The sequence below is a fragment of the Parapedobacter sp. genome, assembly GCF_035556095.1.
In the GTDB taxonomy this organism is placed as follows: Bacteria; Bacteroidota; Bacteroidia; order Sphingobacteriales; family Sphingobacteriaceae; genus Parapedobacter.
On record NZ_DATMFT010000020.1, the window covers coordinates 1 to 12280 of the forward strand.

The 12280-nt window shown below is 51.3% G+C and carries 11 protein-coding genes and 1 pseudogene; 8 read left to right on the forward strand and 4 right to left on the reverse strand.

Annotated elements, in window-relative coordinates; genetic code table 11:
• The first annotated feature begins 74 nt into the window (after nucleotides 1-74).
• The 3 genes from tnpA to tnpC are packed head-to-tail and all read left to right on the forward strand — an operon-like array spanning nucleotide 75 to nucleotide 2281.
• A complete protein-coding gene (tnpA, locus tag VNQ80_RS10445; RefSeq protein ID WP_325638237.1) occupies nucleotides 75-362 on the forward strand; it encodes an IS66 family insertion sequence element accessory protein TnpA in 288 nt (95 codons plus the stop codon).
• Nucleotides 362-715: an IS66 family insertion sequence element accessory protein TnpB gene (tnpB, locus tag VNQ80_RS10450; protein WP_325638239.1), complete on the forward strand. Its 354-nt coding sequence runs from the start codon at nucleotides 362-364 to the stop codon at nucleotides 713-715. The genes tnpA and tnpB overlap by 1 nt, the downstream gene beginning before the upstream one ends.
• Before the next feature lie 60 nt (nucleotides 716-775).
• The gene (gene tnpC / locus VNQ80_RS10455; RefSeq protein ID WP_325638241.1) at nucleotides 776-2281 is read left to right on the forward strand and encodes an IS66 family transposase; all 1506 of its coding nucleotides are present in this window, start codon (nucleotides 776-778) and stop codon (nucleotides 2279-2281) included.
• 1 nt (nucleotide 2282) lies between these two features.
• On the opposite strand, the gene istA is transcribed toward tnpC, so the two are convergent.
• Nucleotides 2283-3713, reverse strand: coding sequence for an IS21 family transposase (istA, locus tag VNQ80_RS10460; protein ID WP_325638243.1), 1431 nt, complete (start codon nucleotides 3711-3713; stop codon nucleotides 2283-2285).
• 367 nt (nucleotides 3714-4080) lie between these two features.
• Nucleotides 4081-4428: a DUF262 domain-containing protein gene (locus VNQ80_RS10465; protein ID WP_325638245.1), complete on the reverse strand. Its 348-nt coding sequence runs from the start codon at nucleotides 4426-4428 to the stop codon at nucleotides 4081-4083.
• Between the two features lie 419 nt (nucleotides 4429-4847).
• On the opposite strand from VNQ80_RS10465, the pseudogene VNQ80_RS10470 reads away from it, so the two are divergent.
• Both VNQ80_RS10470 and VNQ80_RS10475 read left to right on the forward strand, forming a co-directional pair.
• A pseudogene (locus tag VNQ80_RS10470) lies at nucleotides 4848-6155 on the forward strand (SusC/RagA family TonB-linked outer membrane protein); the annotation flags it as partial.
• 42 nt (nucleotides 6156-6197) lie between these two features.
• Complete coding sequence (locus VNQ80_RS10475; protein ID WP_325638247.1) at nucleotides 6198-7856, forward strand: RagB/SusD family nutrient uptake outer membrane protein; 1659 nt, start codon at nucleotides 6198-6200, stop codon at nucleotides 7854-7856.
• Between the two features lie 198 nt (nucleotides 7857-8054).
• On the opposite strand, the gene VNQ80_RS10480 is transcribed toward VNQ80_RS10475, so the two are convergent.
• Entirely contained in the window at nucleotides 8055-8318 is a 264-nt protein-coding gene (locus tag VNQ80_RS10480; RefSeq protein ID WP_325638324.1) for a hypothetical protein, read from the reverse strand.
• Between VNQ80_RS10480 and VNQ80_RS10485 the strand changes: the two genes are divergently transcribed.
• From VNQ80_RS10485 to VNQ80_RS10495, 3 genes are all read left to right on the forward strand, one after another.
• Nucleotides 8271-9419 (forward strand): metallophosphoesterase family protein, encoded by a 1149-nt coding sequence (locus VNQ80_RS10485; protein ID WP_325638249.1) that lies wholly within the window; start codon nucleotides 8271-8273, stop codon nucleotides 9417-9419. The two genes, VNQ80_RS10480 and VNQ80_RS10485, sit on opposite strands and share 48 nt — an antisense overlap.
• Before the next feature lie 11 nt (nucleotides 9420-9430).
• Entirely contained in the window at nucleotides 9431-9988 is a 558-nt protein-coding gene (locus VNQ80_RS10490; protein WP_325638251.1) for a gliding motility-associated C-terminal domain-containing protein, read from the forward strand.
• A 65-nt stretch (nucleotides 9989-10053) separates the two neighbouring features.
• A complete protein-coding gene (locus VNQ80_RS10495) occupies nucleotides 10054-10950 on the forward strand; it encodes a PorP/SprF family type IX secretion system membrane protein (protein WP_325638254.1) in 897 nt (298 codons plus the stop codon).
• Between the two features lie 233 nt (nucleotides 10951-11183).
• Here VNQ80_RS10495 and VNQ80_RS10500 read toward each other — a convergent pair whose 3' ends face one another.
• Nucleotides 11184-12179: an acyltransferase family protein gene (locus VNQ80_RS10500; protein ID WP_325638256.1), complete on the reverse strand. Its 996-nt coding sequence runs from the start codon at nucleotides 12177-12179 to the stop codon at nucleotides 11184-11186.
• Nucleotides 12180-12280: the final 101 nt, after the last annotated feature.

Consider the following 12280-nt stretch of genomic DNA (forward strand, 5'->3'; position numbering starts at 1 on the left):
GTATCCGCCCTACCAAGTACATCTTTTATGCTTAACTAATCGGCTGTAGTTTTACGCCCACAAATAATATGATTATGAAAGAGCGTAGAGATTACATGTTTACCGTTGTGCGCCAATGGCGCGAGAGCGGTTTGACACGGAATGAATTCTGCCAGCAGCATGGCGTGAGTTTAAGTAAGTTTGGTTACTGGATTGCCCGGTTTAAAGAAGCCCAGCCGGGCGGGGATGGCAGTTTTATCCCGATGGGCTCTCCCGGGAGTACAACACATGGCGTTCTATCGGTTATTTATCCCAATGGTGTACGGCTGGAAGTCCCGTCCGCTGACTTGAGATTATTGTCCAGGTTGATAGCTCTGGGCTGATGTTTTCGCTGGGTTCCTCTCACCGCTATTATCTGTATGGTGGCCATTGCGATATGCGTAAATCATTTGACGGCCTTTGCGGGCTGGTATCCTCCGGTTTGGGTCGCGGTGCCACGGGCGGTGACGTGTTCGTTTTCCTGAACCGGCGGCGTACACACATGAAACTGCTTCACTGGGAGCACGGCGGGTTCGTGCTGTATTACAAAAGACTGGAGGGGGGCACCTTCCCATTGCCCAAAGACAGTTCCCCCAGCGGGGAGATCGACTGGAGCGATCTGGTGCTGATGGTGGAGGGGATCGTGGTGGAGAAGAGCCGCAGGCGGCACCGTTTCAGTCTGGAAAAAGTGGTCTGAAACAGTTGAAAACCTCACTTTCTGCTTGTGTAACCCGCTGGTTATTTGTATTTTTATACCATGCAAACGGCACTGGAACAGCTATCGAAAGAGGACCTTTTACGGGCTGTTTCCGACCGTGACCGGGCCCTGGCTGCGCGCGATGAAAAGATAGATTACCTGGAATCGCAACTTGCCATGTACAAGCGTATGCAGTTCGGCCAGAGCCGCGAACGCTTTGAAGGCGACCCTAACCAGATGAGCCTTCCACTGGATGCAGCACCTGCCGAAGTGGAACAGCAGCAGGAAGAAGTGAAGGAAAAGATCGAATATGTCCGCAAACGTCCGAACCACAAAGGACGGGCGAAACTTCCGGAGCATTTACCGGTGGAAGAGATCGAGATCCACCCCGAAGGCGACCTGTCGGATATGGTGTGCATCGGTAAGGAAATCACCGAAGAACTGGAATGCGAGCCTGCCAGGTTCTATATCAAGCGCTATATCCGCTACAAATATACCGCTAAAAGCGGTGAAGGTGTGAAAATCGGCGAACTGCCGGAAAGGGTGATCGATAAGGGCATCCCAGGGGCCGGCCTTCTGGCCATGATCCTGACCGATAAATACGTGGACCACCTGCCGCTCTACCGCCAGAAACAGCGATTCGCCCGGGAAAATATCCGGATACCTTCCTCCACCATCGAAGGCTGGACCAAGGAGGCGCTCCTCAAATTGCATCCCCTTTATGACCAGCTCCTCTTCGACACGAAAGCAAAAGGTTATTTACAGGTTGATGAAACCCCGATAAAAGTGTTGGACAGCGATAAGAAAGGCGCCGCCCATCAGGGATACTATTGGGTATACCATGCCCCGCTGGACGGGACGGTATTGTTCGATTACAGCCCTACCCGGGGAAGCAGTGCGCCGTTGCCCATATTGGGGAACTTCAAGGGCTACCTCCAGAGTGACGGATACGCCGTCTACGAAAAATACGCAAAGAAAAAGGAGGTCACGCACCTGGCCTGCTGGGCGCATGCGCGCCGGGAGTTCGAACGCGCGCTGGATAACGACAAAGCCCGGGCCGGAAAAGCATTATTACAGATCCAGCAGCTCTATGCAATAGAAAGACGGGCCAAACAGGAAGGGCTGACAGCAGAACAGACCAAGCAACTCCGGCTGGCTGAATCCCTGCCCGTGATCAACGAACTGGGCAAATGGATCTTTGAAGAAATAAAGGCCACCCTGCCCAAAAGCCAGATCGGAAAGGCCATGGGGTATGCCTATGCTCGCTGGGATGCCTTATCCGCATACCTGTATGACGGAAACCTCCGGATTGATAATAACCCGGTGGAGAATGCCATCAGGCCGGTTGCCCTTGGACGGAAAAACTACCTCTTTGCAGGAAGCCACGAGGCTGCACAACGCGCAGCCATGATCTATTCATTCTTTGCCATCTGCAAAAAACATGAAGTCAACCCCTTCCAGTGGCTCAAACACACCCTGGAAAACATCATGGCAATCAACCATAAAAACTTAAAGGACCTCTATCCGCAGAACTATAAAAAAATGGTTCAGGAATCAAATATGTAGTTCATAGGGCGGATACTTCCAGCCGCCTGCACGCCGCTTCCAGCCGGCCGGAGAAGCCATCCTTCTGGTTGAGTTTGACCAGGGCGATGCAGGTGCGGTAGGCCTGCGTGCGGTTGGGGTAGCGGGCGATGATACGTTCGATGACCAGCCGCGTGCAGGGACCGATGGCATCGGCTATCCGGTGGAAATAGTCGTTGGTCCATCCCCGTTGGGCCACGATGGCCCGGTGTGACGGGGGGACGTGTTCCTCAAGGGTGGTGTAGATCGCCGTGCCCTCCCGGCGGTGCACGGCTATGCGCTGGCGGGTCAGGTCATCCAGATAGACCTCAACGGTATCCCGGTCGTAATATATCCGCACACGCTGGCCGATGTATTGCCAGGGCGCGCTGTAATGGTACATCACCCTGCTGGTCTCGTGGATGATGTACACGTGGTTGTTCTTTTCCACCGTTCCCATGCGCAGCAGGCGCGGGGTGAACAGGGTGGCGGGCATCGGCCTGAGCAAGGGCAGTTCGTGTTCGGTGAACAGCTGCATGCGGCTCAGGGGCGACTTACGGAACGGCCTGGCGTTGAGCCTCTCCACCTGTGCGGTGATGGCCGCATTGAGTTCGGCGAGGCTGTGAAAGGTCCGGTGGCGCAGCGGCGTGTAGATACGGTCGTAGGCAATCGATACGCTGCGTTCGATATACGGCTTGTCGGTCGGTTCGTACGGGCGTGTGGGGGAAAAGCACGTGCCGTAATGTTCGGCCATCTGCTCGCAGGCATCCGTCAGCACGGGCTCTTTCCGGCCGGCCTTTCTGACCAGCGCGGCCATGTTGTCACAGATGATGTAGCCCGTGGGCACGCCGCCGAATGCGGCCAGCATGCGTCCGATGCATGCGGCGATATCAGGGAACTGCTGGGTAAGCACCGCCCGGCAGAACACAAGCCCGGAGAAGACCATCACCCCGAGGAAGATATCGCAGTCCACCACCTCGCCGGTTTCCGGGTCCACGTAACCCAGTTTGCTGCCCGCAAAGTCGATCTCGGCCACCTCTGCGGGGCCGTAATGCTGCGGCAGGGAGATATCCATACCCTTCAGGTACTGCCGCCACAGCAGGCAGTACTGGCTGTAGCTGTAGCCGTCGGGGTGCGCCTGCCGGTATTCCTCCCAGATCACCTGTTTGTTCCCCCGCCGTTTTACCAGGTGGCTTTTCTCTTTGCCGAAGTGCTCCACCAGCGCCACGTGCCGTTCACTGTTGAATGACCCCGTCTCGGCGGGATGGACGATGCTGCCCAGCGCCGAATCGTCAATGGCCGTGATATCCGCGCCATCACCGTATTCACGGATGTACTTGCGTACCGAGTTGCGGCTGATGCCCGTGATGCGCGCGATCTCCCGGATTGTCCTGTTGTTCTGGTACAGCCCGAGTACCTGTCTGATTCTGCTCATTGCTAATGGTTTCCTGCTCATCGGCGTACAATCCTTTGTTTATCGCGTTTAAATGAAACGGCTAAATAAGGAATCGTCCGCCGGAACCATCGATGATGTCCTTGGGGGTGGGTCAAGTTACTTAAGAATAAGGTACGCCAACTACCCAAGCCCCCGGCCGGGGAACCCGCCTGGGTGGGTCACTTAACTTAAGAATAACGGGTGGGTCACTTTACGCCGGAATGTCAGTGAGGGAACGCCGGTCCGGTAGCAACCATGCCCGATTATCCACTGTTTGCTTTTTAGTTAATACTGAATGCCGATGGTTTTCGACACTTTCCGCCCCGAAGTTTAGGTGGGTCAAATAACTTAAGAATGGTGGGTCACTTTACATCGGTGCAGACAATGTCTCTTCATTAATGATACGAAACCTATCAGAAAGAGCAGAAAAGAGAATTGTTATGGTTGTTATTCTTTGTTGGCCATCTACAACAGATATGGGTTTGTTGCGGTCGTTTGAATCAGAATAATCTCCTATAAATAGCATTGTCCCCAAAAAATAACTATTAGGCTCAAGCTTGCCTTCTTTTAATGTTAGGCAGTTCAACATATCATCAAGAAATTCCTGATAATTCTTTTTATCCCAAGAATATTCTCGTTGAAATCTTGGGATGGCAAATTGACTTCCAGAAATTAGCAAGGACTTTATGGTTTCGTCTTTAGGTTTGATATTCATTTCCTTCTAAATAATTGTAGTTCATTAATTGTGCTTAACGGTAATGACAATTTCGGCCATTGTTAATTTTGGTTAACCGGTTTTGATATCGCATTTTGCGAAGTCAATTGTCTCAGTATATTTAGAAATTAATTATACGTTTATCCGTTCCATACTTATTTTTTGAGGTCACGAATTGTGACCCCAAAACTTTCTTCTTTTTAATTAGGCATCACATTTTGTGATACCATCATTTTTTCGATTCATTGCTAGATTTTTCATCGCTTTTCAGCCTGTCATCATAATCAATGTCTCCCTCAACTCTCTATTCTATTATGGGAAGTACTGTTGTTTTCCAACCAGTCGACACCCACCTCCTCTATGGCTTTTTCCACTATATTTATTGGTAACTTCTGAGTTAATTTGATCACCAGGAAACGGTTCTGATTTCGCAAATGGTCCGACTCAATTATGCTTACGACCGTCGTTACCTACTGACTTTAACCGGTCGGCGAGATGGTTATTCAGGTTTCGGGACATCCAACAAATGGGGAATATTTCCATCTGTAGCCCTAGGGTGGAATGTGGCCAACGAACGTTTCTTTCCGTTTAAAGATGTTTTTAATGACTTTAAGCTACGCGCTTCAATTGGACTTAATGGCAATCAGGCTGTTGGCGCCTACGAGTCAATTTCCAGACTAAGTGACTACAATATGGTAGACGGGAAGATTTCGGTTCCGGGCTACCGGCCCACGGTTCTGGGGCAAGACAACCTCGGCTGGGAAGCATCGCGTACTGCAAATTTGGGTGTGGATTTCGCGGTATTGAAAAGCCGCATCAGTGGAGATTTGAATTTCTTCCAGACGAATACATCTGATCTGTTGTTGAACCGGACCATCTCTCCTGTGCATGGTGTGAATGAGATTACGCAGAACATTGGCAAAACCGAAAATCGGGGTGTTGAATTGTCGTTATCTTCCATCAATATTAACGCTGCTGCTTTCACGTGGAATACATCGGCTAACCTATCTTTCATAAAGAACAAGATTACCTCGCTATACGGATACCGTGACGAGGAAGGGAGAGAGGTCGACGATGTGGCAAATGCTTGGTTCATCGGAAAGCCGATCTTGGTCAATTATGACTTTGTTTGGGATGGTACATGGCAGTTGGATGAGTTTTCGGAGGCTGAAAAGTGGGGGTCCCAACCGGGTTTCGTAAAACTAAGGGATGTGAATGGCGATAATAAATTGGATGCCGCTGACCGTCAAATTATTGGCCAACAAGACCCTCGGTTACTCTGGGGCCTTACCAACAGCTTTTCGTACGGCAATTTCAATTTGAGCATATTTGTTCATGGCGTCCATGGTGTGACAAGAGATAATGCAATCATGTCAGACAACGTCACAGCAGAAGTGCGGAATAATACCATCAAAAAAAACTGGTGGACACCCGAGAACCCGACCAACGAATGGATTATGAACCATTTAGACGCTGGCAGAATGTCTGGTGTAACGGCTGGTTATTACCAAGATGCAAGCTTTATCCGGCTAAAGGATGTTTCGTTATCCTATGATTTTCCAACTAAATGGACAGAAGCTCTAAAAATTAATAGGCTACGGACTTACGCCACCGCTCGCAACCTCATGACGATAACGAAATGGAATGGTGTAGATCCGGAATTGAGCGGCAGTCGGATAGTCCCGATGCAAAAGGAATTTGTATTTGGAATCACCTTTGATTTTTAATTTTTGGATAGTCAAAAATTAGCTGTAATTAATAAGGAAAAGATGAAAGCAATTTATATTAAAATAACCATGGCATTTAGTATGGCTTTGGTGGCATGTTCTTCCGAGCGCTTGGAAGAACACCCTCCCCATTTGATTACCGGTGAGACCCTGTTTTCTAACCTAGCAGGGTTCGAAGCCGGGTTAAATGGATTATATGCACGCGTTCGCGAAGAAAAAGCAGGCAGAAATGCAAATGATATGATTGGCAGCATGTTCATAGATGGTACCGATAACCTGGTATCCAATCACCGCGATATAGGTTTCAATTTCATTTCACAGTTTTGGCAAGACATCAATAATCCAAACCATGTTTCGATCGAATACAATTTTTCTTGGTTATATAGCATTGTAAACGCTGCCAATACTATTATTTCTAGAGCAAACCATTCCGCGGTAGATTGGGAGGGTGTTGGATCGGCGCCAGAAGATAATCGGAACCGCGTGGTTGCGGAGGCCAGGGCCATCAGGGCTTGGGCTTATAGACACCTGAGCTTTTGCTGGGGCGACGTTCCATTGAATCTGGAAGAGTCTATCGGTTCGACGATTAAAACAGACTGGGAGCGTGCGCCAGTGGCGGACGTGCGACAGCAAATTTTAAACGACTTTTTAGCCGCGGAACCTCATATCGACTTCGAACCAAAAATGAACGGGAGAATCACTAAAGGCGCAGTACAACACTACCTTGCCGAAATGTATCTCACCATTCATAAGCCCGACAGTGCATTGTATTGGGCTAATAAGGTAATTAGTACGCCCCAATACCGGTTAGTGACGGAGCGGTATGGTGTTCGTGCGAACAGGGCTGGCGTTCCTTTCATGGATATGTTCTACGAAGGCAACGAAAACCGAGTACAAGGAAACACCGAAGCCCTGTGGGTATTTCAATTTGCGCTGGAAACCGTGGGCGGCGGTGCCAGTATCGTCCGACGTCATCATGCCAGTCGTATTAGTGATTGGGTAGTAGGAGGAGTAAAACCCATACGTGATACCTATGAAAGGGGAGGGCGTGGCCGATCTCGAATGTCGCTTACTAAGTGGGCGTTGGAATCCTACGAGCCCCAGGATCACCGAAATTCAGAGTTTGCCATCCGGCGGTTTTACGTGCTTAATGACGAAGTAGCAAATGCACCTTACCCTGCCGACATCCCTCCGGACGGTTACCACTTTGGTGATACGATCTGGTTGGATTGGACCGATGACATTACTAGTACGAATCTCGCCAGGATGAATTGGCCATTTTCGAGAAAAGTAGAGGGAACGAATCCAAACAATGTAGCTGCGGAAGAGCAATGGAACGACCATGTTTACTTACGTTTGGCGGACACCTATCTTCTGAAGGCCGAGGCGCAATTCCTTTTGGGAGATTTAACAGGTGCCGCAGAGACCATTAACGTAGTGCGTAGACGAGCCAACGCCAGCGAGATTTCTTCTGACCAAGTCGATATTGATTTCATATTGGATGAGCGCTCGAGAGAATTGGTGTTAGAAGAACATCGCAGGTTTACGCTATTGCGCACGGGAAAATGGTTTGAAAGGACGCGTAAATATAATAAGAATGGTGGTCAGCATATCACCCTGCGAGACACCTTGTTCCCTATCCCGCAATCCGTTATAGATGTTAATTTAACATATAAAATGCGACAGAATTCAGGTTTTTAGACGAGGTCCTCCCCGAACACCGAGTTGCCGTTTGGGGAGGCCTTATCATATATATATGGTATGAAATTAATACGCGTTTGCAGGATTATCCTACTATTTATATCTTTCTTTCAATCTCAAAAACTTCAAGCTAGCCACATATGTTACCCGTGGCGCGCCGCGCCAGCAATCGTTCAATCGGGGACTTCGCTCAAAATTCTATATCAAAACACGCGAGCAGTCGGTATCGACAGTGTCGTGCTTAAGGGGCCATACAGTAGCATTTCCCTTCTTCCGGTATCGGTAGTTTTCGGACATTTCGTATATGACACTTATTCTGGAACTGCTGCGAACAACCAAATCGTCATCGAAATTCCACGTCCTAGCGTCGTTGATTTGTATGATTTGTTGGTCTATAGCGGAGGAGAAACCCACTTGTCTCCGAAATCGGTCAAGATTATTGATCAGTTCGATAAATCTCATCGCTTTTTACATATCTCAGACCCCCATGTGTCCCGTCAGTGGGTGGGCACTCAAAAAAGCGGGTATGCCAAGGAGCTCGAACTGCTTGACCGCTTCGTTTCCGTGGCAAATATCCTAGCACCTGATTTTGTGATCGTGACAGGTGACCTCATCCACGACTATACTAGGCTAGACGCCGATGAGTTGGGCTGGGGGGGCAACGTGCTACGCAACAAGGAAGATTCGCCCACCGTCGAAGAAAAATACAGAAATTACTATGAAGGCGCTGCAGGCTTCAGGGGAATACAGGGCATTGAAGCACCGGTCTTCTCTACAACAGGAAATCATGATTTTTATGGAGTTGCTGCCAATGACCATAAAGGTAAAGTTTCACAATGGAATGCAATTTGTGGTAAGCGGGTGCATGGTTTTTCCTACGCAGGCACCCGGGTGTTGATTGTAGATGATTACCTCGGCGACCCGGTTATCGACATTCCAGATCATGCACCGCTCTCCGGATTGCAAGGTAAGGTGCTTACCGATTTTATCAAGCAAGAAGGTCCTGGTCACTTGCGCATATTGGCCCAGCACCGTCCCGACCGGATTGATACTGCATTTTGCAATCAGCATTCGATAGGATTGTTACTAAATGGCCACAATCATCGACCATTTCAAGAGTACATCGCCAATACACCTACCTTAAGTATGAGACCGGGCTCCATCAGCCGGAGCGGATCGATTAGCGAGTGGGAGGAAGTACTTGGCTTTTTCCGTATCGTGGATGTAAACGGGGCATGCTTTACCGCGAGTGATGCGCTTCGATTTTGTGCAGATCCAACGGTGCCGGCAGAGGAGATGGTTCTTAACCTAACCCTCGATTTCGATAAATTAAATGATGGATCCAATGATTCCAATAAGGCACGTATCGTTAATAACTTTCCAGTCGATCTCCCGAAATGTAAAGTTCGATTCGTCATGCAAAAGGGAGTATATCGCGTATCAAGTGGCCATATCGAGCAGGTAATTGAAACCGAAAGGTCTACTATAATAGACGTCAGGGTGGACGTTTATTCGAAATCCACTCAGGAGGTGGAAATAAGTGCACTTCGCGGCCAACGGTAAGCCGTACGCTGATGGTGCAAAAAGCTGCCCAGGCCATTACGTCCAATGCTCCGGCGGAAGTGAACCGCGATGCGGGGACGGTGCCGCTGGACATATCGGCAAGCAGCGGCCTGCCGGTGGAACTGACCATTGACGATGAAGAGGTGGCTACACTGGATGGCACGTCGCTCAACATCCTGCGGCTGGGTACGGTGCGCATCACGGCTACACAGGAGGGCGACGCAAACCATGAGCCGGCAGAGCCGGTGACGGTAACCGTACGGGTGACAGACCCGTCGGCTAACTTACCGGTACGGGTGCACAAAGCAGTATCGCCCAACGGTGACGGCATCAACGAATACCTCATTATCGAAGCCATCAAGGAATATCCGGACAACCGGGTGAGCATCTTCAACCGGAACGGTACAGTGGTGTGGGAAGCCAGCGGTTACAATAACGGCACGGTTGCCTTCCGGGGTGTGGTTACTGGAGGGCACTACGTGCCAGCAGGGACCTACTTCTACGTGGCAGAAATCAAGGTGAACGGGGAGTGGAAGTATGAGAAAGGATGGTTTGTATTAAGGTATTAAGTTGAATCAAATGTCTTAATCGCATGTCTTAAAATGGGAGTGAGTAAAAAGCAAAATAGCAAACAATGAAACATATATTAGTGATAGCCGCTGCGGTTCTATTGGTAGGAACCCATCTACATGCCCAGCAGCCGCTGACACATACGCAGCACGGGCAACTGCGCACGGTGATCAATCCTGCGGCGAGCCTGATGAGCATGGGTGGCGAAGTATCGGTCATCGGCCGGCGGCAGTGGGTGGGCCTGGACGGCGCGCCCACGGTATTCTGGGGCAGTGGCCACATGGGCTTTGCGGGGATGGGTGCTACCGCCGGCCTCAACGTACGCCACGAGCGCATGGCGGTGGAAAAGCTGACAGAGGCCTCCGCTTTTTTCGCCAAAAGCGTGCGGATTTCGGAAACGGAATATTTGGGGTTATCGCTCAACGCAGGGTTCAGCAATATGGACGGCCGCTTCTCGCAACTGGACCCATCCGACCCTGCCTTCCGTGAGGATGTGAGGGAGACGGATGCCTTGGTGGGTTTCGGTGTGATGCTGTACCGTCCGGATCGGTATTACGTGGGGCTATCCCTGCCGCGGCTGATGCTCGGCAACCTTGGCGTGGGGGGTGGCGATAGCCGGTACAATTTTACAAACGTCTACCACCTGACGGCGGGTGCGCTGTTTAATATGGGGACGGACTTCCAGTTCCGGCCATCGGTATTGGTGACCTACTCGGAGAGCCTGCGGCCACAGGCGGAAGCTTCGGCGATGTTTTTCGTGAAGCGGGTGTTCGGGGTGGGGTTGAACGTGCGCAGCTACGGCAACATGGCGGGGATGGCGCAGTTCAACCTCGGTAGCGTCGGGCTGGGGTACAGCTACCAGTTCGGCACACGCAACGAGGCGCTCAACCTTGGCATCAATAACAACACCCACGAAATCGGGCTGGGCTATCGCTTCGGAAGATCCGTGGAGTTGTTGTAGCATACCCCCTCGTTCCGCTATTTTTGGTACTGTCATTTTCCTAGAGAATCCGTCGAGATACAGAGTTTAGCTTGATACCCCTCGTGATGCAGCCGGTTATAGCCGGAGGATTCCTCCCACATTTCTTCGTTGGCCAACCGGATGCTGTATTCGGGCCTGCCCGACAGGCTTTCGTAGGCATCAGGCAGAGGCAGCAACAGCTCGTAGCTGCCGGCCGGCACATCTGCATTATGCTAAAGTTTAAAAAAGATCCGTCGCTGGTAAAGCCAGTAGCAGAGCAACCACTCCAAAAACAGGGTAACGCAGGCCACTGCGACCATAATGAGTCCGGAAGGCGCGGAAAGCAGCTCCAGCCCGCCACCTACGAAGATACCGACGGTGCCGTTGAACCATTGCTTACCCACCGTTTCGAAAAAAAGGTAAATGAAAATCGGGTTCATGCCGATGGCTACGAATACCCAGGCGTACCGGTCGTAGCCGCGGACATCGACCAGCCACCGGAAGAGCGCCAGCAGCAGCAGGATGTAGCCACCGGAAACGAGTACGAATGACGAGGTGCTGATGCGCTTGATGATGGGCGTTGCCGCGGTCCAGTCGAGCAGGTAACCGGCGAGCAAGCCCGCCAGCGCGGCCCAGGCAAGTTTCCGGATTTGGGCAGCCACCGGTTGGCTACTGATCAACACCCTGCCGGCCAATACGCCCCAGATGGTATGGGCCGCCGTTGGGATGAAATTGATGGCCGCCCACCCGCCGCCGTTGTGCTTGCCCATGATGAGGAAGTCGAAATAGGCGCCGAAGTTCTCACCTTTCACGAAAGGCTGCTCGAAGCCGGGCACGTGGATGAATCGGTACAGGCACTCGGTGAGCACCAGCAACGCCAGGCTGAACAGGAGCTGCCAACGCGTGGGCCAACGGATAATCAGGTAGGCAATCAGTGTGGTGGCGGCCAGCTGGGTCAGCACGTTCCAAAGCTCCCACACCAGTTGGCCGGAATATACGCAGTGCAGGCCTACGCCACAGGCAAACAGCTTCAGCGAGCGCCATGCCACACTGCGCAGGGTCGTAGACCAACGGATGCCCTGCTGGGATTTCCGGCTCCACGATAGGTATAGTGATGTGCCGGCAATCAACATGAAGCCGGGTTGCACCAGGTCCCAGGCGCGGAGTCCATGCCATTCGTGGTGGAAGAACTGGTCCACCACCGCATGCGCGGGGCCCGCCGGGAACACATGGGCTAAGGCTCGGTAAAGGCCGCACGCCTCGGCGGCAAGCAGCAGCATGATCAATCCGCGCATCACGTCAAGCGATAAGACGCGGCCAGCAGGCATTT

Excerpts from the sequence above, each read along its gene's own strand:
- VNQ80_RS10480 (WP_325638324.1), bottom strand. The coding sequence starts at position 8,318 with ATGAGATTTATCGAACTGATCAATAATCTTGACCGATTTCGGAGACAA.
- VNQ80_RS10490 (WP_325638251.1), top strand. The coding sequence starts at position 9,431 with ATGGTGCAAAAAGCTGCCCAGGCCATTACGTCCAATGCTCCGGCGGAA.
- tnpB (WP_325638239.1), top strand. The coding sequence starts at position 362 with ATGTTTTCGCTGGGTTCCTCTCACCGCTATTATCTGTATGGTGGCCAT.
- VNQ80_RS10465 (WP_325638245.1), bottom strand. The coding sequence starts at position 4,428 with ATGAATATCAAACCTAAAGACGAAACCATAAAGTCCTTGCTAATTTCT.
- istA (WP_325638243.1), bottom strand. The coding sequence starts at position 3,713 with ATGAGCAGAATCAGACAGGTACTCGGGCTGTACCAGAACAACAGGACA.
- tnpC (WP_325638241.1), top strand. The coding sequence starts at position 776 with ATGCAAACGGCACTGGAACAGCTATCGAAAGAGGACCTTTTACGGGCT.
- VNQ80_RS10495 (WP_325638254.1), top strand. The coding sequence starts at position 10,054 with ATGAAACATATATTAGTGATAGCCGCTGCGGTTCTATTGGTAGGAACC.
- VNQ80_RS10475 (WP_325638247.1), top strand. The coding sequence starts at position 6,198 with ATGAAAGCAATTTATATTAAAATAACCATGGCATTTAGTATGGCTTTG.
- tnpA (WP_325638237.1), top strand. The coding sequence starts at position 75 with ATGAAAGAGCGTAGAGATTACATGTTTACCGTTGTGCGCCAATGGCGC.